Origin of the sequence: Pseudoalteromonas espejiana DSM 9414, assembly GCF_002221525.1 — a bacterium.
Classification (GTDB): domain Bacteria; phylum Pseudomonadota; class Gammaproteobacteria; order Enterobacterales; family Alteromonadaceae; genus Pseudoalteromonas; species Pseudoalteromonas espejiana.
On the sequence record NZ_CP011028.1, the window covers coordinates 2,813,575 to 2,835,701 of the forward strand.

21 protein-coding genes and 1 tRNA gene are annotated in these 22,127 nt (G+C 39.6%); 8 read left to right on the top strand and 14 right to left on the bottom strand.

The annotated features are described in order from the left end of the window. The first annotated feature begins 7 nt into the window (after window positions 1-7). The 3 genes from PESP_RS12745 to PESP_RS12755 are packed head-to-tail and all read left to right on the top strand — an operon-like array spanning window position 8 to window position 4,176. The gene (locus PESP_RS12745; RefSeq protein ID WP_089348352.1) at window positions 8-2,146 is read left to right on the top strand and encodes a type I secretion system permease/ATPase; all 2,139 of its coding nucleotides are present in this window, start codon (window positions 8-10) and stop codon (window positions 2,144-2,146) included. Next, window positions 2,143-3,564 carry an HlyD family type I secretion periplasmic adaptor subunit gene (locus PESP_RS12750; RefSeq protein WP_089348353.1) on the top strand — a complete coding sequence of 474 codons (1,422 nt, stop codon included), beginning with the start codon at window positions 2,143-2,145 and terminating at the stop codon, window positions 3,562-3,564. Before PESP_RS12745 ends, PESP_RS12750 begins: the two co-directional genes overlap by 4 nt. A gap of 24 nt (window positions 3,565-3,588) precedes the next feature. Continuing rightward, window positions 3,589-4,176: a LuxR C-terminal-related transcriptional regulator gene (locus PESP_RS12755; RefSeq protein ID WP_089348354.1), complete on the top strand. Its 588-nt coding sequence runs from the start codon at window positions 3,589-3,591 to the stop codon at window positions 4,174-4,176. A 155-nt stretch (window positions 4,177-4,331) separates the two neighbouring features. Here PESP_RS12755 and PESP_RS12760 read toward each other — a convergent pair whose 3' ends face one another. The 3 genes from PESP_RS12760 to PESP_RS12770 form a co-directional block, all read right to left on the bottom strand. Next, window positions 4,332-6,290: a bifunctional diguanylate cyclase/phosphodiesterase gene (locus PESP_RS12760; RefSeq protein ID WP_089348355.1), complete on the bottom strand. Its 1,959-nt coding sequence runs from the start codon at window positions 6,288-6,290 to the stop codon at window positions 4,332-4,334. After that, window positions 6,290-6,853, bottom strand: a complete 564-nt coding sequence (locus PESP_RS12765; RefSeq protein WP_245852072.1) for a transglutaminase-like cysteine peptidase — start codon at window positions 6,851-6,853, stop codon at window positions 6,290-6,292. The genes PESP_RS12760 and PESP_RS12765 overlap by 1 nt, the downstream gene beginning before the upstream one ends. Before the next feature lie 282 nt (window positions 6,854-7,135). After that, entirely contained in the window at window positions 7,136-7,591 is a 456-nt protein-coding gene (locus tag PESP_RS12770) for an LPP20 family lipoprotein (protein WP_089348357.1), read from the bottom strand. A gap of 143 nt (window positions 7,592-7,734) precedes the next feature. Here PESP_RS12770 and PESP_RS12775 point away from each other — a divergent pair, with 143 nt between their 5' ends. Then, window positions 7,735-8,928 (top strand): flagellar assembly protein FlgT, encoded by a 1,194-nt coding sequence (locus PESP_RS12775; RefSeq protein ID WP_089348358.1) that lies wholly within the window; start codon window positions 7,735-7,737, stop codon window positions 8,926-8,928. A 256-nt stretch (window positions 8,929-9,184) separates the two neighbouring features. On the opposite strand, the gene PESP_RS12780 is transcribed toward PESP_RS12775, so the two are convergent. Beyond that, window positions 9,185-10,081, bottom strand: coding sequence for a LysR substrate-binding domain-containing protein (locus PESP_RS12780; RefSeq protein ID WP_174694396.1), 897 nt, complete (start codon window positions 10,079-10,081; stop codon window positions 9,185-9,187). A gap of 109 nt (window positions 10,082-10,190) precedes the next feature. On the opposite strand from PESP_RS12780, the gene PESP_RS12785 reads away from it, so the two are divergent. The 4 genes from PESP_RS12785 to PESP_RS12805 all read left to right on the top strand — a co-directional run bounded on the left by PESP_RS12785 (window position 10,191) and on the right by PESP_RS12805 (window position 14,619). Beyond that, complete coding sequence (locus PESP_RS12785; protein WP_089348360.1) at window positions 10,191-10,919, top strand: glutathione peroxidase; 729 nt, start codon at window positions 10,191-10,193, stop codon at window positions 10,917-10,919. A 79-nt stretch (window positions 10,920-10,998) separates the two neighbouring features. Next, entirely contained in the window at window positions 10,999-12,447 is a 1,449-nt protein-coding gene (locus PESP_RS12790; RefSeq protein WP_089348361.1) for a dihydrolipoyl dehydrogenase, read from the top strand. Between the two features lie 316 nt (window positions 12,448-12,763). Continuing rightward, window positions 12,764-13,696 (top strand): DHH family phosphoesterase, encoded by a 933-nt coding sequence (locus PESP_RS12795; RefSeq protein ID WP_089348362.1) that lies wholly within the window; start codon window positions 12,764-12,766, stop codon window positions 13,694-13,696. Window positions 13,697-14,058: 362 nt separating this feature from the next. Further along, window positions 14,059-14,619 carry a hypothetical protein gene (locus PESP_RS12805; RefSeq protein WP_164504428.1) on the top strand — a complete coding sequence of 187 codons (561 nt, stop codon included), beginning with the start codon at window positions 14,059-14,061 and terminating at the stop codon, window positions 14,617-14,619. A 227-nt stretch (window positions 14,620-14,846) separates the two neighbouring features. Here PESP_RS12805 and PESP_RS12815 read toward each other — a convergent pair. The 10 genes from PESP_RS12815 to PESP_RS12860 form a co-directional block, all read right to left on the bottom strand. Then, window positions 14,847-14,921, bottom strand: a tRNA-Arg gene (locus PESP_RS12815). Between the two features lie 59 nt (window positions 14,922-14,980). Further along, window positions 14,981-15,658, bottom strand: a complete 678-nt coding sequence (locus PESP_RS12820) for a FlgO family outer membrane protein (protein ID WP_089348366.1) — start codon at window positions 15,656-15,658, stop codon at window positions 14,981-14,983. An 8-nt stretch (window positions 15,659-15,666) separates the two neighbouring features. Beyond that, a complete protein-coding gene (locus PESP_RS12825) occupies window positions 15,667-16,359 on the bottom strand; it encodes a FlgO family outer membrane protein (RefSeq protein WP_089348367.1) in 693 nt (230 codons plus the stop codon). A gap of 13 nt (window positions 16,360-16,372) precedes the next feature. After that, entirely contained in the window at window positions 16,373-16,966 is a 594-nt protein-coding gene (locus tag PESP_RS12830; RefSeq protein WP_089348368.1) for a FlgO family outer membrane protein, read from the bottom strand. A 52-nt stretch (window positions 16,967-17,018) separates the two neighbouring features. Next, a complete protein-coding gene (locus tag PESP_RS12835) occupies window positions 17,019-17,618 on the bottom strand; it encodes an SPOR domain-containing protein (protein ID WP_089348369.1) in 600 nt (199 codons plus the stop codon). Window positions 17,619-17,666: 48 nt separating this feature from the next. Then, complete coding sequence (locus tag PESP_RS12840) at window positions 17,667-18,359, bottom strand: SPOR domain-containing protein (protein WP_089348370.1); 693 nt, start codon at window positions 18,357-18,359, stop codon at window positions 17,667-17,669. A 337-nt stretch (window positions 18,360-18,696) separates the two neighbouring features. After that, window positions 18,697-19,575 (bottom strand): UTP--glucose-1-phosphate uridylyltransferase GalU, encoded by an 879-nt coding sequence (gene galU / locus PESP_RS12845; protein WP_089348371.1) that lies wholly within the window; start codon window positions 19,573-19,575, stop codon window positions 18,697-18,699. A 19-nt stretch (window positions 19,576-19,594) separates the two neighbouring features. Next, the gene (locus PESP_RS12850) at window positions 19,595-20,446 is read right to left on the bottom strand and encodes a thymidylate synthase (RefSeq protein ID WP_089348372.1); all 852 of its coding nucleotides are present in this window, start codon (window positions 20,444-20,446) and stop codon (window positions 19,595-19,597) included. 12 nt (window positions 20,447-20,458) lie between these two features. Continuing rightward, window positions 20,459-21,262, bottom strand: a complete 804-nt coding sequence (lgt, locus tag PESP_RS12855; protein WP_004586242.1) for a prolipoprotein diacylglyceryl transferase — start codon at window positions 21,260-21,262, stop codon at window positions 20,459-20,461. A 12-nt stretch (window positions 21,263-21,274) separates the two neighbouring features. Further along, complete coding sequence (locus PESP_RS12860; protein ID WP_089348373.1) at window positions 21,275-22,084, bottom strand: sulfite exporter TauE/SafE family protein; 810 nt, start codon at window positions 22,082-22,084, stop codon at window positions 21,275-21,277. Window positions 22,085-22,127 lie beyond the last annotated feature (43 nt).

The window sequence follows — 22,127 nt, forward strand, 5'->3', positions numbered from 1 at the left end:
ATGGTGTATGGAATTAAATGATGTACTTGATCATGGGGGCGCGCTGGTAGACTGCTTAGCAGTCCTGTGTCGCTTTCATGATAAAGATTTTTCAAGGGAGGCCCTTTTAAACGGCCTCCCTCTTACAGATGGAAAACTCACTCCTTCAGGGTTTGCGCGTGCCGCCAAACGTGTTGGTTTTAAATCTAAGGTTGTAAATAAGCCCTTAAACCAAATTAACACCGCATTACTCCCCGCTATTATTATTTTAGATAACAATCAAGCGTGCGTAATAAATGCAATTGATAACCAAAAAAAAGTGGCCCAAGTTACTTACCCTGAATTAACAGAGTCCGTAGTTGAAGAAGACCTTGAGCAACTAACCGAAAAATCTACAGGCTTAATTATTTATTCTCACCCTGAGTTTATTTTTGATGAGCGCTCTCCGGTACTCGAAAAACTCTCTAAAGATGGCTGGTTTTGGGGTGTTATTAAAGAGTGTCGTTCGTTGTACAAAGACGTAATTATCTCTGCTATTGCGTTAGGTGTTCTCTCTGTGGCCATGCCATTATTTGTAATGAATGTTTATGACCGAGTTGTGCCAAATCACGCCACCGAAACACTATGGGTTTTAGCAATAGGCATAATCATAGCACTAACTGCAGATTTTGTTTTGCGCTTAGTACGTAGCTATTTCGTAGAGCTTGCTGCAAGTAGAATTGACGTTAAAGTTTCAGCGGTAATAATGGAGCGAGTATTAGGAATGAAGCTTAAAAACAGGCCTTCATCGGCCGGTTCTTTTGCTAGTAATATTCAATCTTTTGAAGCTGTTCGTAACTTTTTTAGCTCTATTACACTTGTTGCTTTGGTCGACTTACCTTTTGTGGCCATTTACTTAATTGTAATTGCAATTATAGGTGTGCCTTTAAGCCTGCCCATTATTGCAGGTGCATTAATACTATTATGTTATGGCATTGCTGCGCACCGAAAACTAGAAGCGCTCTCTGAGCAGACAATGAAAGCAAGCTCTATGCGTAATTCTGTACTGGTAGAGAGCTTAACAAATATCGAAGATGTAAAAAGCTTTCACAGTGAATGTAAAACACAATCAACATGGGAAAAATCAACAATTTATATTGCGCAAGTTAACGCGCAAAGCCGATTAATTTCTAGCTCCATTTCAAATAGTGCTTCATGGATCCAACAATGTGTTGGCGTAATTATAATGATCATTGGAGTCCACTTGGTGATCGAAGGTGAACTAACTCAAGGCGGGTTAATAGCAGCTTATTTGCTATCTTCTCGTGCTATGGGTCCATTAGGACAATGTGCATCAGTACTTGCGCAATATCACCACTCAGCTATTGCAATGCAGTCACTTAATGAAATTATGGAAAAAGACGTTGAGCGCCCACCTAATAAGCATTGGTTAAGTCATCCTGTGCTCAAAGGTGAAATAGAATTTAAAGATGTATGCTTTAAATATGAAGACGACTCCCCATCGGCTCTTAACAATATTAGCTTTAAAATAAACGCCGGCGAAAAGGTCGCTATTTTAGGACGTAACGGTTCTGGTAAAAGTACCCTAGAGAAACTAATTTTAGGTTTATACGAGCCAACATCTGGCTCAGTTATGGTTGATAACAACAATATTCAACAAATAGACCCCGCCGAGCTTAGACACAACATTGGTTATGTACCTCAAAATATTGCGCTATTTTATGGCAGCCTAAAAGACAACCTAACCATAAGTGCGTGGCATGCAAGAGACGAGCAAATTATCAATGCCTGTGAAAAAAGCCAATTATTCGATTTAATAAACTCTCACCCTGATGGGTTTGATTTACAAGTAGGCGAGCAAGGAAGACTTTTATCTGGAGGGCAAAAACAAGCAGTAGGTATCGCTCGGGCGTTAATAAACGATCCCCCTATTATGTTGTTTGATGAACCGACGTCATCGCTCGATCACAACAGCGAAAATACAATTATTAATAACTTACAAAGTGCCACTAAAGATAAAACCTTAATTGTTGTAACACATAGATCATCGCTTCTTGCCTTAGTCGATCGCATCATTGTGCTCGATAAAGGTAAAATAGTAGCCGATGGACCAAAGCAAAAAGTAATTGCTGCACTTAATAACCAAACAGTGGGGCAAGCATCATGAGCGATAATAAAAAACCAATTGAACAAAGATCCTTCGAATCAGTAAGTAAAGCGATTGAATCAGCAAAAAAAGGCAAGCCATCTGTATTTAATCGCCTGTTTAAGGGGTGGTTATCTCCTCCTGAATCGCAAGATTGGGTAGTAGATGCACAATGGGAAAAAATGCAGCAAGAGCCTGCCAGTGCACGCTTTTTATTGTATTTAATCTGTATCGCTTTTATTGCACTTGTTGTTTGGGCAGGCTTTGCTCAGCTTGATGAAGTCGCTCGGGGAGAAGGGCGAGTGATCCCATCAAATAAACTTCAGCTTGTGCAATCGTACGATGGCGGCATGGTTGAAAAAATAAACATACGAGAAGGTCAAATAGTTGATGAAGGTGATGTATTAATAAAAATTGACCCTACTCGGTTTATCTCAAGCTTTAGAGAAAACCAATCAAAAGTACAGTCACTCACAGCAAAGGTAGCTAGGCTGCAGGCACTCACCCGAAAACAAGATTTAGTCTTCCCGGACGAACTCGTTACAGAAGTGCCAGAGGCGGTTGCTCATGAGCGCTCAATATACTTAAGTAACCGCCAAGAGCTAGAGCAACAAGTTGCTATTCATAAGCGTCAACTTGAACAGCGAAGACAGGATCACATCGAAGCCAAAGCGGCACTGCAACAACATACAAGCGCACTTAGGCTGACCAATCGCGAGCTAAAAGTAACGCGTCCATTGTTAAGAACCGGTGCGGTATCTGATATAGATATAATTAGATTAGAGCGCGAAATAGTCGATTTAAATGGTGAAATTAACCGTACAAAAGCTGTAATAAACCGCAGCTTATCGGCTATAAACGAGGCCAAAAATAAAGTAACTGAAGTAGAGCTTGCCATGATCAACCGATGGAACAACGAGCTTTCGGAGGCACTACTTAGGCTAGAGTCTATTAAAGAAACTGAATCAGGCCTTGCCGATAAAGTTACCCAAACAGAAATCAAGTCGCCCGTTAAAGGCACCGTACAGCGTTTATTAGTAAATACCGTGGGCGGTATTTTACAACCCGGTAGCGATGTACTAGAAATAGTCCCTTTGGACGACCAACTTATTGTTGAGGCTAAAATACCACCTAAAGACATCGCATTTTTACGCCCAGGACAACCTGCGATGATTAAATTTAGTGCCTACGATTTTGCCGTTTATGGCGGACTAGAAGCCGAAGTACTGCACATAAGTGCAGATACGATTACAGACGATAGAGATAACACGTTTTACCTAGTACAACTAAAAACCACTAAAAATAATTTTTCAGACGAATTAACTATAATTCCAGGGATGACTACTCAAGTCGATATCATCACAGGTAAAAAAACGGTACTAGAATATTTGCTTAAGCCTGTACTTAGAGCAACATCACAAGCGATGACAGAACGCTAAACTTGAATTTATTGGAGTAAATTAATGCGTCAAAGTATATTTATTACGCACCCAGAACTTGAATCGAGCCACTGGAGCAGTGCGTTTGCAGGGTGTGTAATATGCACAAAAGAGCCAAAACAAATTAATGCGTCAAGTATTATATGGGTTCTTGCGGGCACGCCGGGCTGGCTTGAGCTTGTAAAAAAGTACACCCAAAAACGCCTTCCCGTTATTGTAATGACCACAAACTTAGATATTGAAGAGTTGCGAGCTGCACTACAAGCAGGTGCTAGAGGCTACGTAGAGGCACTTGCATCTAAAGTAATACTTCAGCAAGTACTGGAAACTATTTGCTCTGGAGGCTTGTGGCTACCCGGTCAGTTGCTTTCAAATATTGTTGGTGCGCTGAGTCAGCAGCAAATTAATTACACTCATGCGTGCGACATTGAAAGCCTAACTAAAAGAGAGCGCCAAGTAGTTGATATTGTAATCACTGGTGCAACCAATAAACAGGCTGCAGAGTCGCTAAACATTACAGAGCGCACGATAAAAGAGCATATGAGCTCTATCTTTAGTAAATTAAAAGTTCGCGACAGAATTCAGCTTATGCTGGCTGTAAAAGGCAATTAAAACGGCTTTGCCCGTTAAGTAATATATGGTTATTTGAGCTTCATTTATAAATAAACCTATAACAAACTCTTAATTCATATATTGGTTAGTAACAGCACTCCCACGATAATAATTAATACCAATCCGTATTATTGGGGATTGGTATAAAGAGTCTTTTAAGACTCTTTAATTATTCCATCAAACCCAAGATTAACCAGTGTATCTATATCATCTTGGCTTGTTACACCCTGTGCAACTACTTTAATACCAATAGAATGCGCAAGTGTACAAACGCCACGTAGGAAGGTTTGGTTATCTTGGCTGTAGCTAATATTGTGACCATATATGCTATCTATTTTTAGCATCTCCAAACCAAACTCTTGAATATTTTTAATTTTGGTAAACTCGGGCCCTACTCGTTTTAAGGCCACTTTTGCTCCCATACAACGCACTTGCTCACAAAACTCTTTAAATATTTCTTTTTCGTTTACAGCTATATTTTCGCGTATATCAAAACAAATATTTTTAGCTAAATCAGGAAATGCTGAAACATAAGTGAGCACCGAAGCCAATGCCGTATCGTCCATTAGCGTCTGCGCCGAAAGCTCAACCGAAATCAATTCATTCGGTGGTGCTTCACCATATTGCATTACTATTTGCTTAATTAGCCCCCAATCTAAACGTGCTAAAAGCTTTAACCGGTTAGCCCATTGGTAGTAATAACTGGCTTTATAATGCTCCCCACCAAACTCTAAACTTAAACTCAGCTGATGCTGAAGTAAGCTGTCGTTAAAACTTCTTACCTCTAAACAATTTAATTGAATTGTTTTTTGCTCAAGCGCGTTTTCAATAGCCTGTTGCCAGCCTGTTGAGTCATCAAAAATTTCACTTTTTTGTTTGTTATCAATAACTTTAGCTTGAACACCCGGCTTGTTGCCAGCTGTTTTTAATAAACTATCTACACGGCGTAATAAGTCAAAGCGTGTGTCGTTTTTTTCTATATAAGTACAGCTATGTAAAATAGCCAAATCTATATTTTTATATTCATCAATAATCGATTTATGAAGCGCAGATACCTGTTCACTTAACGCCTGTATATCGTCTGTATCGCTAAATAATACGGTAAAGTCTGTATGAGATATGCGGGCAATGTAATTTTCAGAAAAGTGAGCCTGATTCGATTCTAAAAACTGTGTTAACACCTGAGAAAAACGACGTAAAAAATTAACCATTTCAACACGGCTAATTTGATCGCTTATTTTATCTAGGTTAACCACTCTAAATAAAAATAAAGCACCGTGGGCGTGGTCTTTCACTTTTTGCAAATGCGCCTCTAACGTAGCACTAAAATATTCGCGATTGGCAAGCCCTGTAAGCTCATCGTGCTGGGCTTTAAAACGCAGCTCCTCTAGGCGTTTGTTGTCTTCTTTTATAATGCGACTAAAACGGGTTGATAATAAGTTCATTGACTGCACAAGCCTTGCAAACTCAAAGGTATTAGGCACTTTCGATTTAATAAAACGTTTATCTCCAAAGGCATTGGCTTGATAAACCACATCATCGAGTGGGGTGAGTATTTTTCGTAATAGGTACGCACTAATAGCACAAGCAAAAAAAGCGACCACTAAAAAACTAAAAAATAGCTTAAGCGCACTTTCCCATAAAGCTTGCTCTGCATATTGGCTATGGCTTTCAACAAATAAAGTACCAAATTGTTGCCAACCATTATTAACCTGGCCAACACCCGGTTGTACTTTAAGCTGGTATAACGCCCTAAACCACGCAGGGGCTGTGTTATCTAACTTATCAGTAAAAATACGTTTTACGATAACTTCGCCATTAGGATCTTGTAGCTCTATACGCTTGTAATGGCCCGTATCAAACGTAGCAGATACCAGTAACTCAAGCTCAACAGGGTCTTTTTCAAGTTGGCTTATCATTAACGCAAGGGAGCTGGCATTATCGACATTTTTTAAGTACAGCTGCGTCGAAAAATAGTTCCGTGCAGAGTTTGTACTTATTAGTACACTACTTATAAAGCCAACAAAAATCACCACTAAAAGCGTAATCCACAGCTCTTGCCTTAAGGTGATTTTTCTTTTTCTAAAAAACTTAAATAAGGAAAATGACGCCATTACCACATAACCCCTTCTTGTGATGTTTGCTCCAAAATTTTACGCCAGCGCGATAACCTTGCCGTTGGACTGGCTACACTTTTGGTCGAGTTATTTGCCCATAAACCTTGGCTGTTAAAGCTAAATACAGGGCTTAAATCAACTCGTTTTGCTGCAGGTAACACCTTTGTTATTAAACTATCTAAAATAAGCGGCTGGGCATTAGGCGTAGCAAAGTAGCCTAAAACCATATGCGCTTGTGTTTTGTTTGTGCCAGCAAGTTTTGCTTTTACATATATCAGTCTGAGTTTGTCATCGCTAACGCCAAGGGCCCGCAAGCTAATGTACTTAGCAATGGCATAATCCTCACAATCACCTAAACCCCGGCCTAGGGTTTCAAGTGGTGTTGCCCAATAGTCATTTTGTTTCCATAACTGTATATCGGTTTGATAGCGTAAATTGCGTGCAAAAAAATCGTTCACAATTAAAATTTGTTGTTGTTCTGATTTACTTTGAGTTTGTACTAGCATTGCCTGCCAGTTGCGCGCCACTATAACGCGTGCAGGGCCATACTTTTGGCCCATTAACTCAATAAAAGTATTAAATTGAATGGTTAATCGGCTCGCAAACACACCGCTTGAGAGCAAAAAAAACAACAGCAAGTAGCGCAAATTATTTTTGCACCAAAGTAGTAGTTTGTTGTAGGTAAGAAAAGGCCTAAGCGTCATTCACAGGCCAAAAATATAAAGATTAAAAACATATACTAAGCGCTACACTACTTGTTTAAATATTATTCGTAACAACAGCATAGCACTCAATATAAGAGGGTGAGATATTTTTCAGTGTTTTTTAATGGCACTAACAATTTAGTAGTAGGTTACCTTTTTAACTTCTCGTGGTTTAATTTCGCCAATGTATAAATCGTGAACGCGTTTCATGTTTAGCTCAAGCTCGGTTACATACACATCATCCACTGAGTACGTTTTAATAATTTGAGCGCCTTTTATTATGCCTTGTACCTTACTTTCCATGTAATCATCTTGTGCTATTGCACCTGCCACAGAAGTACCTGCAGTAATTTTTTGGCCATATACTTGCTCAGTTAATTCGCGGTATGCCTCAAGCTTTGATGCCTTTATAGCCATTAATTGCTTTTGCGATTTATTTGCGCCCTGCTGCAAGCTAATAGGCGCATAACCCACCGCTTTAAGCGTTGGATAATTATTTGGCTCAACGTAGGTATATTCAACATGTTTATCAAACACACTACTGCAACCGCCAAGACCAAGGCTTGCCAAAGTAAGTAATATAATTGCTCGCATTTATTTGCACCCTCTAAACTAATTACAAAAATAAATGCAGGTTTAATGCCATTAATTACCTACAAGCTAACATAGAGTATTAATATTGGTGCACTCCTTGCTTAGCTAAAGCGTAATTAACTAATTTTATGTGGAGTACAGGTATGAACACGTTTTTATCATCACTATTTGCAGGTGTAACTAGCGCTGTTTTATTAACGTTTTCTACCAGTACTTACGCACAATGGTTTGAATCTACCGGCCATGCGCAAATTCAAAATGGTGACATTAGCAGTGCTAAATCGTCTGCAATTAAAGATGCAATTACGCAAGCACTGGTGTTTTCTGGGGCGCGGGTTAGCTCAGTACAAACCTTGGTAGATGGGGTATTAACACAAGATCAGCTTAAAATTAGTAGCCATGGCGAAATTCAAAAAATAGAGCTTGTTAGTGAGCAGCGCCAAAACGAGCAATTTGCTATTACCTTACGCCTCGATGTGTTTGCTCAAACAGAGCAATGCCCACAAAGTCACTTTAATAAATTTATAGCAGTAACCCAAAGTCAACTTGTACACCGAGAGCACGCGTTAATGGGTCAAATATTTGACATTAATAAAGTGGTAAGTAAAAGTTTATTTAACGCGCTTCAAAAAACAAAAATGAGCGCCCTACCTGTTGCTTATTACAATAAAGCTATCGATGTGGGTAGCTACTTCACACAACAATACGATTACTCAAACGCACAACTAGAAGAACTTTCAAACCGAAGCAACGCACAGTATGTATTACTAAGCCAAATAACTAACTTAGCACCCAGCGATAAGCTAAATAATGACTACGCCTTTTGGCAAGACGAAATCTACCAACGCAGCTATGCCGTTGAGTTTATGCTATTTGATGGCACCACCTACGAGCAGCTGTGGCAAAACAGCTACCGTACACAAGCAATTTGGCCATTTGAAAAAACAGCCATTATTGATGTAAACAGTGATAGGTTTTGGCAATCACCCTTCGGACAAAGCATTAGCGATATAAATCAAACTGTAAGTTACGATATTCAAGCCGCTATGGCGTGCTTCCCTACTAAGGGAAAAATAATGCACATGGAAAACAGTAAACTAGTAATTAATTTAGGAAAAGATCATGGCCTTAAAAAAGGCCAGTTACTTAGCATTGCCCATCATAACTATTTAACTGATGCAAAAGGCAATACCATGCCGCATACCATTACTACACTTAACACCATACGCGTTGAGCAACTTTATAACCAAAGTGCAATAGCCGTAAGCATTGACGATAAGCCGCTTCCTGGCGTGCAAATAAATGATGTGGTAGAAATTGTAAGCCAAGAACGTTAAATAGGGCGTGTTAACCTTTGGTGATTGAATTTGCAGCCGTGTGTTTGGTTTTTAGGCAAGGCAGAGCCTATGAAGTGTGGTTATTCCCCATAAATAGGCGATAACGTAGCATAAAGACCAAACATTCGCTGCCCAACGGGTTCTTTCTAGGGACGATTAACTCTTTGTTGTTCGCTTTTTACTTAGCCCACTAGGTTACAAACCTCACGCCGCGATTTAACCGCCCCTAGATTGAACAAATTTCAATCCACAAAGGTCAACACGCCCCAAGCGCCCGCTTTAAGTTTGGGTGCGCACTTAGCCATTCACCGAGTTGCTCCACACCCGACAAATGCGGGTAGTGCTTTCTACAAGCAAATACCACATTGCGTTGTTGATTTGGAAAAATAGGTAAATACTCAATACCCACGCGCTGAGTACACGCAAGTTTTGGTACAAATGTAACCCCATCATCTATTGCCACCAGCGCAAGCAATGTTTCTAAACTATTGCCTTGATACTGGTTAGAGACATCTACACCTGCAGAAAAACAAAACTTTTGGGCTTGATCTTTAAAGCAATGGCCATCACTTAACATTAATAGGCTACAACTTTGTAAATCGCTTACTGCCACTTTTTTATGATTAGCTAGCGGGTTATCTGTTGATACAGCAACAACAAAGTCCTCTTTATACAAATTAACCGTATGGTAATTTTTAAGCTCGGGAACATCAGCCAAAATAGCAAAATCGAGTTCGCCGTTATCAAGTGCATCTAAAATAGTCGCTGTTTGCATTTCGATAAATGAAAAGTGGCTTTGGGTAAACGCCGCCTTCATTGATGTAAGTAAAGCAGGCAGTAAGTACGGCGCAATGGTAGGAATAATTCCAATTTTTAATTTGCCCTGAAGTGGCCCATTTGAAGTTGCAGCCAGCTCTTTTAAGATTTGCGTTTGCTCTAAAATAAAATCAATTTGCGTCAACAAACGTTCACCTTGTGCTGTTAAGGTAACGTGCTTGGTGGAGCGGTCAAACAAAACGACGCCAAGCTCTTGCTCAAGCTTTTTAACTTGGCCACTTAAGGTAGGTTGGCTAACAAAGCAGGCGTCGGCAGCTTTGCGAAAATGCTTATAGTGCGCTATTGCTTTTACGTATTCTAAATCTTTTAAGTTCAAATTCATCTCCACCTGATAGGTTATACCTATTAGTTTAATACAAACAAACGATTGGAACTATATTTAAATTCTCGCCATAATGGCTCCAACAAATCAAGAGGAACAAACTATGTTAAAGAATATTGAAGGTCAAACAATCCCAAACGTTACATTTGCAACGCGTCAAAACGACGAATGGAAATCAGTAACTTCTGACGAAATTTTTAAAGGCAGAACCGTTGTTGTGTTCTCACTACCGGGTGCATTTACGCCAACGTGTTCGTCTACTCACTTACCACGCTATAACGAGCTAGCAGGTGTACTTAAGCAAAATGGCGTAGATGAAATTGTATGTTTATCAGTAAACGACACTTTTGTAATGAACGCATGGGCTGAGCACCAAGAAGCGCAAAACATCACATTACTACCAGACGGTAACGGCGAATTTACTGACGGCATGGGCATGTTAGTAGATAAAAACGATTTAGGTTTTGGCAAGCGTAGCTGGAGATACTCTATGCTAGTTAAAGATGGCGTAATCGACAAAATGTTCATCGAGCCAGACTTACCAGGCGACCCGTTTGAAGTATCTGATGCAGACACAATGCTTGACTACATCAACCCAAAACAAACTAAGCCGGAGCCAGTAACCGTATTTTCTAAACCTGGTTGCCCGTTCTGTAAAAAAGCAAAAGAGCTACTAACAGAAAAAGGCTACGCATTTGAAGAAGTTGTTATGGGCGCAGGCGCAACACTTACAAGCCTTAAAGCAATCACTGGTCGTGATACCGTTCCACAAATATTTATTGGCGGTAAGCACATTGGCGGCTCAGACGATTTAGAAAAATACTTTGCTTAATTAAGTAAAAATAGCTGGGGCCTGTGCGCCCCTCTATATCAATCTCATCGAATAGATTGAAATAATAAAGGAAACCACTATGAAAGAATTACAAACCGATGTTGTTGTTATAGGTGCAGGTACTGCAGGCTTAAGCGCATACCGTAACGCTAAACAATTTACCCCTAACGTATTAATGATTGAATCAGGCCCGTATGGCACTACCTGTGCACGCGTTGGTTGTATGCCGAGTAAATTACTAATTGCCGCAGCCGAAGCCGCGCATTCAATTGAAATGGCGCCTGCATTTGGTGTACATAGCTCAAAACCACAAATTGATGGTAAAGCAGTTATGGCACGCGTTAAAAGTGAACGAGATCGCTTTGCAGGATTCGTAGTAGAAGCCGTAGATGAATTACCCGATGAAGATAAAATTCGTGGTTACGCTAAATTTTTAGACGCTAACCGTGTACAAATAGATGACCACACAATTATTACTGCTAAACGCTTTGTAATTGCCACAGGTTCTCGCCCTTCATACCCTGGCGTTTTTAATAACTTTGGCGACAAACTTATTATTAACGACGATGTATTTGACTGGGATGACCTACCAGAATCAGTCGCCGTATTTGGCCCTGGTGTTATAGGCCTAGAAATTGGCCAAGCACTTAGCCGATTAGGCGTCAACGTAAAACTATTTGGTGTAGGCGGTGCAATTGGCCCACTTACAGACCCAGTAGTAAAAGACTATGCAAACACCGTTTTTGCTAAAGAATTTTTTGTAGATACCGACTCAAACGTATCTGACATGATGCAAGTAGGCGATAAAGCCCAGCTGACATACACCGATAAACAAGGTGATAAGCATACCGAGCAATTTAACTACGTGCTTGCAGCCACAGGCCGAGTACCCAATGTAGATAAATTAGCCCTAGAAAATACAGGTATAGAACTTGATGAGCGTGGTGTGCCACATGCCGACCCACATACAATGCAATGTGGCGAGTCAAATATATTTATAGCGGGCGATGCCAGTAATATGATCCCACTATTGCACGAAGCATCGGACCAAGGCGCTATTGCTGGCCAAAATGCAGGACGCTTCCCAGATGTTCGTATTGGCCTACGCCGCGCTAAAATTGCAGCTGTATTTAGCGACCCACAAATAGCAATGGTTGGTGAAAGTTATTCGCAAATTACAGAGCGCTTAGGTGAATGCGGTTGCTTTGAAGCAGGCGAAGTAAGCTTTGAAAATCAAGGCCGCAGCCGAGTTATGCTAAAAAATAAAGGCCACATGCGTGTTTACGCAGAGCAAGGCACAGGCTTATTTTTAGGTGCAGAATTTATTGGCCCACAAGCCGAGCATATAGCTCACTTACTAGCATGGGCTGTACAAAATAAAATGACCGTACCAGAAATGCTAGATATGCCATTTTACCACCCAGTAATAGAAGAAGGCCTACGCACTGCACTGCGTGATTTAAACGCCAAGCTAAAATTTGGCCCAGATATTATTAACAGCTGTATGGAATGTGGCCCAGGCGCTTAACGTTCATATAGCAAAAAACAAATACATACTTGCTAACAAAAAGCCAAAACACCTGTTTTGGCTTTTTTATGTGTTTTTTTTAAGCTAATACCAATTGTATTAAATTATGCGTTATTTATAGCGACAGATAAATAGAGTGAAATCAAGGCATAAATTTTGATATGTAGTTGTTCTACTTGATAAATTTATAACGCAGTTAGCGCTCTATTTAGAACGCTAGAATAACTAAATCTTTAATTCGATTGGTATAATCTCTCAAAAAATATATTTGCTGTTACACTCAATTGATTACTCAATTAAAAAAGATGGAATAGCCATGCCCAATAATAAATTTAGACTAGTCACCCGCAGCGATTTTGACGGCTTAGTGTGCGCCGTACTGTTAAAAGACTTAGACCTAATTGACGACATTTTATTTGTACACCCAAAAGACATGCAAGATGGCAAAATCGACATAACAGAAAACGACATCACCACTAACCTACCCTACGTTGCAGGCTGTCATATTGCTTTTGACCATCACTTAAGCGAAACCGTACGTAACGCAAGCGATATAAAAAACCACGTAATTGACCCTAAAGCTCCTTCTGCTGCACGCGTTGTTTATGATTACTATGGCGGCGCTGAAAAGTTTCCAAACATTAGCACTGATATGATGGACGCAGTAGATAAAGGCGATGCCGCACAGTTTTCAAAAGACGAAATATTAAACCCAACCGATTGGGTATTAATGAACTTTATAATGGATGCCCGCACAGGCCTTGGCCGATTCCGTGAATTTAAAATTTCAAACTACCAATTAATGATGAAACTCATTGATGCTTGTAAAGATCAAAGCATCGAAGACATTTTAAAAATGGAAGACGTAGCCGAACGTGTTGCGCTGTATAACGAGCATAACGAAAAAGCTAAAGCACAAATAACACAGTGTGCAACGGTACACAAAAACCTAGTGGTACTGGATTTAACCCAAGAAGAAACCATTTACGCCACCAACCGCTTTGTTATTTACGCCATGTACCCCGACTGCAATATATCAATTCACAAAATGTGGGGCCTAAAAAAACAAAACGTAGTATTTGCCATAGGTAAATCAATCACCAACCGCAGCTCAAACACCAATGTGGGCGAGTTATGCCTTAAATACGGCGGTGGCGGCCACTTGAACGCTGGCACCTGCCAAGTAGAAACCAGCAAAGCCGAAGCGGTGCTTGTTGAGCTGATAGATAAGATTACAAGTGATGGTTAAAGGTTAGTTTTTAACTATTAAGATCATAAAGCGAGTAGATTTATTTTTACTCGCTTTTTTGTTTGTAATTATAAATACATAGCCAAAAAAGTTATTTTCTCTACACCCCAACTGATTAGTTATTCGTACCTTAGCCTGTAGGGTTGCTTTGAGCGAAAGCCAGTCATTCAGATTGGTAAATATCATCGTTAATTGATTGGTTAAACTACTCTTTGCGCATATATTCATTAAAATGAGCGGCGCGCGCATATTAGCTCATTTAACTCTACCTAAAAGTTTTAGAAAACTTAGTGATAGTAATACCTTAGGCAATTTGTTAAAACTATATTTTTTACTAAGATATTTTTTCTTGAAGGGTTTTAATGATTATTGTTTTTATTATTTTTATAGTTTTATTGATGTTCGCCTTCGCTAATTATTTTGGAAAATCTACCTTGACTAGTGAGAATAGAATTAGCGAGTTGATGGAATTCTCAAATATTAGTAAGTTCAATTTTTATCTATATGATGAAGTTGTTGATTTTAAGTCTTATGAATTAAGCTCTGATTCTGTAGCACTTCTGGACTTTAGTAATGATGGTGTTTCATTAAATATTGATGATGGTTTTTCTCTTATCGAATTTGAATACAATATCCAATTTACAGTAGATAATAGAGTTTACTACTTTAGTCATTACGCTAATTTATCTGATGCTAAAACACCTGAAGTTTTGTACGAAAATTATTATTATGACGACGGCGAACTTTCAAAAAATATTGCTTACAGAAGATTTGAAATCGTTGCTTATTGGTCTATTTGTAAATTATTTGATAAATTTAATTCAGAATTTAATGAAGAAAAAGATTTTGTTGAATCGATAGGTTTGGAAATGTTAGATGAATTAAAATCAAAACTAACTTTTGTAAGAAACTTTAATTGCTAAATTTGATAAACAAGCAACATAACAAGAATCCAGGGGCTCCCGACTGCGGCGCTCCGCCATGATTCTGTCTTTACGAACTTCCGAAAACTGTACTCTCCAGCCATTCGACAGCATAAAATATTGATAATAATTGGCAAGGTATTTTACTGTGTCGGATGGCGCTTCGCTTATCCGGCCCACGCAGGCACAAAAGAGTTACTAATATTGCTTTAGGTTTTTGATTTTATTGGTAGCCCCTGCAGGAATCGAACCTGCAACTGCCCCTTAGGAGGGGGCCGTTATATCCATTTAACTAAGAGGCCACATCAAGCTTACAAAAATTATAACGGCATCTTGTTTTTCATATCAAGCTAAAATTAACTTAATTGCTTGATAAATATATATCTTCTTTGTTTAGTACATAAAGCGGGATAAGTTTTCGGCTAGTGGCAACCACATGCTTGCTATGCACATTTATAACACGGGTATTTACTGCTACGCCATTTGGGCGGTAGATTAAGGTGCCTGCTAGTACGTAGTTAGCCATACTGCTTTCACTCAGTTTTTCTATATCACGAGATAATACAAAGTCACCTCGGTTAGATACATCAATAGTACTCATGGTTTTAAAGTCAACAACACCGTAACCAAATTTTTGCAGCTGATGAATAAAGCTCTCAGCTATTTGATTCCCTAATTGGTTACTTTTATTAAGCGATGCGTCTAAATCAACGATGGTTGTTACCGCTATATTAATGCTGTTGTTATCTTGTGCTTCAGATTCGAGCGTGTCGACTAAATCAAGCGCCATTTGCTCTACGTAATTAACGAGCGTTTTATGGTGTTTAATCGGTGTAAAGTGCCTAGCTGTGTCGTACTCACTTTGTTGTTGTACAGATTGATTGGCATAAACGGGTGCAGGTTGGCTACTTTGCGTTACTACAGTGTAATCTGAACGCGTGTTAACGTTTTCGTTGTGCTCATTATTTTGTGTAATTGAGCATCCAGTTAACGCAAGGCTCGTGGTTAACCCCGCTATAGCGTATAGTTTGTTAAACATAATCAACCTCACTCGCTTGCTTGTTTAAGCATAATTCCATCTGTGCGATAACTACTATTTAACGCATCAACCACTGATTGTGGAATAAAACCTTGTGCACTACCTACCACTGCCTTGCTTTGTATGCCCACTATACGCGCATTTACTAATACGCCACCTTGGTGGCTTACTAACGTGCCTGCTAATACATAATTAAAGTTTTGATCTTGGTTTAGCTCTAAGTAATCACGGCTAAAAACAAAGTCACCAGCAGGCGTTACACGCATGTAATCGGTTGTTTTAAAATCGATTACCGGCACACCAAAACTATGTAGTTCGTGCATAAAGCTTTCGGCTATTTGATTTCCGAGTAAGCTGCCATCGCTATAGTCGTCGTCTAAAAATACAAAACTAGATACAGCAAGTGGTGTTTTGTCGTTTACGTATTGCAGGTTTTCGACCATGTCTTGCATTATACCGCGAACATAATGGTTTATATTTTTGCGTTTTGCAGGGGCACTTTTGGTGTAATTGCTTTGTTTGTTTAAATTAGACTGAAATAACGCCTCATTAGACTCTGGTGCTTTTACCATACGTTGCTCTGAAACAAGCTGGGCAGCATTGTCTTGTTCAACTGGCTTAGGCTCTGGATTTAGCGAATCTAACATTTGCGAACAGCCAAAGCCTAATGGCAAACAGAGGGTAATTAATAAGTTTCTCATGGTGTGCTCCTGATTAATATTCGCTACGGTACAAAGACCCGTCACGCTGCTGAATTTTTTCATTTCCCCACATTACATTTATAGGGATTTCTGTACTGCCCGCCGACAGTACTTGCTTGTTTTCAATATTAACTATTCTTGCATTAACTATATAAGCATGCTGCTGGCGCGTTACTGTGCCAGTGATCACTAAGTCAATATTTTGGCGATTGCGTAATTTACTTAAGTCGCGGCTTAAAATGCTGTCTGCATTTTGCGCTAAAATAAGGTTATTTCCGAGGCGGTACTCAACGGTATGATAACCAAGCTGAGTAAACTGGGTTAATAAGCTTTCTTGAATTTGCAAGCTTAAGCCCGATGCTTGCCCTGTTACTAGCTTTGTATCTAATGCATCAGCATAGTAAAAGCTGCTTACACCAATGCGCGCATTTGCATTTAAAGCCCCATTTACTTGGCCAAGTTGCGAGGTTAAATTAACCACGTACTCGTTAACCGTGTAAGGTGCCATTGCAGCTTTAGGCGCGTCAGTAGGTATGCTCGGCTCCGGGGGCGGTACCAAGTTACAAGCGGTTAAATTTAACAATATAAAAGGCAGTAAAAGGCGCATAGTTGCCGTCCTCTTTTAAACATAATGAGGATAAAGCAATTATTATGCCTAATTAGTATTTAGGCGTTTTGACGTAGTAAGTAACAAAGCAGTTATTATTAATTTTTAGTAATTTGCATGCTTTGTTTGCTTCTTCTTTTGTTTTAAACGCACCCAACTTTAATCTATAAAATATATGGTGGTTAACAAGCACTTGCTCGGTGTTAATTTCAAGCTTATTAGAGTCACTACGTTGCTTATACTGAATATCCTTTATAGCGGCCTCAAACATCGCTTTATTTTTATAGGCCCCTACTTGTACTGAAAATAACGCGTCTATATCAACTGATGACAAGTGGTTCGTTAGCTGAGTTTGCTCTGGTTCTGGGGGCGTATTAAGTTGCTTTAATTTATTTACGGCGTGCTGTAATTTATTTTCAAGCTTAAGCAACCTTTCTAATTCAGGCTTAGTTTCGTGCCATTGCTGCGCTGACTCTTTTAATGCAGCTAAATCCTCTTTATTAATTAGCACAGCCTGTTTTTGGGTTGTTGCTAGTGAATATGCACTGTTGGCAAATGCAAAGCCCAAAAACAATGTAACTAAAAAATCCTTGTAGTGCAGCATAAGTATGTTGTTAATTTGGGTAAGTGTGGGCGCTATTTTAACAGCCAATCAACGCTTAGCAAGTAACGTATTACTAGGCCTATCGTTCTGTTAGCTTTAAAGTTTAATAGGCTTATCGGTATAGTTACTTACTATGCAATCGAGCTTGTACATTTTAAACACTTCGCAATCAGCTTTGGCATTTTTAAGGTTTTGGTATGAGCCAAGCTTTAAACGGTAAAACGTTTTATCATTCACCTTTGCAGTTTCTACATTAGTTAAAATTTTGTCTCTAAATAATGGCGCTGCTTTGGTGTTTAACTCTTTCCATGCTTTAGCAACACCTTGCTGCGAGTCTACAGACGCAACTTGCAGTGCAAACACATGCTTTGGTGTATTTAGTTTTACTGATTGTTTATTTGTAGCAGTATATTTTTTATAAGACGAATGTCGACGAGGCTTATTAACTGGCGTTTTCGAAGATGTACGTGAGTAACGGTTACTGTAACCCTGGTTAGACTGCGCTATAGCTTTGCTATTAATTATATCGATATGATTTACAAGATAAGTAATTTCTTTTTCGAGTTTTAGAATGCGTTCTATTCCGGCGCGTGCTTGTTGCCACTGCATTGCGGCGTCTTTTAATTGGGCAAGCTCTAATGCTGTAATCGACACGTAATCAGGCGAAGTGTTGGGTGTTTCATTATCAATAGCAGGTTTAACACTAGGCGTAATAGAGCACGCCGTGCCAAACGTAAGCGTAAAAAGGCATACAAAAAAGTGTTTATAGTATTTTTTTAATTTAAGCATGTACCCGTTATCCTGAAAGCAGTGCTTTGCACTTACATTTCAGTTAAACATTCTCACAAGAAAGCGTTTAACTTTGCAATTTAAACCATGAGCAATTGCTTGCTCCTGCACGCTTCTTTACCTTCTATGGGTAAATTCAACGTGACCCTTCCATGAGTTTGACCTTTAATACAAATTTAATGCCAATTAACATAAACTTTACAACACAAATTACGTTATCTCTACTTATAACGCAAATCTTATTATTTATGTAATAAATTAGTTTATGCATTAATTAATAAATTACCACAAAAAAAGGCGCCAATTTAGGCGCCTTTATACTTTAATTTAATAAATCTTAAATTAACGATTTAATAAACGTTTTTAATTCACCTGCAAACTCTTCACGGCGCAGAGCAAATTCAATCGTTGCTTTTAAGTAACCTATTTTACTACCACAATCATGGCTGCGTCCTTTCATGGCGTAAGCGTCAACTTTTTCTTGCTGCATTAACATTGCAATTGCATCTGTAAGTTGAATTTCGTTGCCAGCGCCTTGTGGTGTTTTTGCAAGTAAAGGCCAAATATTTTCGCTTAATACATAACGCCCTACTACCGATAGATTTGAAGGTGCTTCATCTACTGGTGGCTTTTCTACCATGTTAATAATAGGCGAGCTTTCACCTTGGTGAAGCTCAACGTCGCCTAAATCAACTACACCAAACTTGTCTACTTCGTCCATTGGTACTGGCTCAACCATGATTTGGCTATGCTTAGTTTCTTCAAAGCGAGCAATCATCTCTGCTAGATTATCTTTTTTGAGGTCGCTTTCTACGTCGTCAACGATTACGTCTGGCAAAATAACTACAAACGGTTCGTTGCCAATAATTGGCGCAGCACAGTTAATTGCATGGCCTAAGCCTTTAGCTTCGCCTTGGCGTACGTGAATAATGGTTACGTCTTTAGGGCAAATTGCCTGCACTTCGGCAAGTAATTGCCGCTTTACGCGTTTTTCTAGTGTGGCTTCTAATTCAAAGCTGGTATCAAAGTGGTTTTCGATAGAATTTTTACTTGAGTGCGTTACAAGTACAATTTCTTTAACACCTGCTGCCACGGCTTCATTAACTACGTATTGAATAAGTGGGCGGTCTACCACAGGGAGCATTTCTTTAGGAATTGCTTTTGTGGCAGGTAACATACGCGTACCTAGGCCTGCTACTGGGATCACTGCTTTCATATTGTTCTCCTTAATCTTTTTATACTGAAAACGGGTATTGAATTGGTTCGTGGCATTGATAGCCTGTAACCTCAAAATCGTCTCGTGTAACCCATGTTTCGATGTCTTCTAGCGATTTAATATTTGGGTTTATTTTTAATTGTGGTGATGCAAATGGCTCGCGCTTTAATTGTACATCACGCATTAGCTCAAATTGATTTTCATAAACATGAGCATTCGCTATTTTGTGATAAGCTTTACCAGGCTTATGGCCAGTAATTTGAGCCACTAATGCAAGTAATACAAAGCATTGAATTTGGTTAAAATTAAGGCCAAGTGGCACATCACAGCTGCGTTGATACGATGTTAAATGCAATGTATCACCTAGCAGCGAAAACGTGTGTGTATGCATACATGGACGCAAACAGCCAAGTTCAAATTCACCCGGATTATAAAAGGTAATTATTTCACCTCTGTCATCAATACCATTTTTTAAGTTATTAATGACTTTAGCAAGCTGATCGAGCGTTGAGCCATCAGGTCGTTGCCAACCGCGTCCTTGTACGCCATATACGCGACCCATGTCGTCATCGCCTTTGCGATTAGGGTTATTGAGCCATGCGGTATTATCGTTGGCGTTTGCATCCCATGTTTTACACCCAATATCACGAAACTGTGCAGCGCTATCATAACCACGTAAGTAACCTAGTAGCTCTGCTATAGCAGCTTTGTAGTAACTTTTACGCGTAGTGATCATCGGAAACTGATTATTAGCAACGTCATATTCTAAATCAGCATTAATAACCGTTAAACAGCGTGTACCTGTACGCTTATTTTCTACCCATACACCCTCGTCAACAATGCGCTGACATAATTCTAAATATTGTTTCATGTTATGTTCTTACTAAGCCTTTGCTGCAGTTACAGGTTGTGGTTTTTTATACGCCCAAATTAGTAGCCCTAAGCCACCAATGATCATAGGTAGCGAGAGTATTTGCCCCATCGATATAAAGTCAGCAAACAGTCCAAGCTGCGCATCAGGTTGGCGGAAGTATTCAATACAAAATCTAAACACACCGTAACCGAGTAAAAACACACCGGCTACACTGCCTGCTGGGCGTGGCTTTTTAATAAACCATAATAAGATTAAAAATAGCACTAAACCTTCAAAAAAGGCCTCGTATAATTGCGAAGGATGGCGTGCAAGAGGACCACCGGTAGGAAACACCATTGCCCATGGCACATCGCTTACGCGACCCCATAGCTCACCGTTTATAAAGTTACCTATACGCCCTGCTAATAAGCCTACAGGAACAAGCGGCACTACAAAGTCGCCCACTGCAAATAATGATTTTTTACGTGTTTTAGCAAATAGTATAATAGCGGTTATTACACCTAACGTACCACCGTGGAAAGACATACCCCCTTGGTCAATTCTAAATAAATAAAGCGGGTTTTCTAAAAAATAACTAAATTGATAAAACAATACATAGCCAATACGCCCGCCCAGAATTACCCCTAGCATTCCGTAAAAAAGTAAGTCGCTTACTTGCTCTTTAGTCCAGCCAGAGTTGGGTTTTTCGGCTTGGCGATTGGCAAACCACATCGCAAACGCAAACCCAATTAAATACATTAAACCGTACCAACGTACGCTTAGCGGTCCAACAGAAAAAATAATTGGATCAATTTGAGGAAACTCAAGTGCCATAAAAATAAACCTTTAGCTAAAAACCATTTTAAGTGCGATGAGCACAAGCAACACCGCGAAAATTTTCTTTATTATATTAACAGGTAAATAGTGAGTTGCTTTGGCCCCTAAAGGCGCCACAAACCACGATGTTACTACAATACCAAATAATGCGGGTAAATATACAAACCCGGCAAATCCGTGGGCTAAATCGGTTACACGCCAACCTGCGCTTATATAACCAATAGAACCAAATAACGCGATAACAATGCCGCATGCTGATGCGCACCCTATCGCCTTTTTAATATCAACCGAGAAGTAGTTAAGCATAGGCACAATGAGTGCACCGCCGCCAATACCAATTAAACCCGAAAGTGCGCCCATCAGCGCCGAAATACCACCTAATATAGGCCCTTTAGGTAAAGGGTGGTCAACAATAGGCTTGTTACGTGTAGAGAGCACCATTCTGCCCGCAATAAAAACCACACTAATAGCAAATACGCTACGCAGTACTTGTTCTGGAATGAGGCTTGCTGCAAAGCCACTTATTAATGCGCCTAAGCCTACGCCCGTCATAACCCAAGGGGCTATTTGCCAAGGCACGTTATCATTTTTATGATGAGCCAATGCTGAAGACGTCGAAGTAAATAAAATAGAGGCAAGTGAGGTCGCAATTGAAACAACTAAAACGTGGGAAGCTGAGGTAACATCAAACACCAATAATAAGCTAGTTAAAACAGGGACTATAATTAATCCTCCGCCGATTCCTAATAAACCAGCTAAAAAGCCAACAATACAGCCAAGTAGCGCACAACTAGCCACCAGCAAACCTAAGTCATACATAGTGTTCTCAAATACCTTTTCGTGCGTCTATATTAAAGGATTA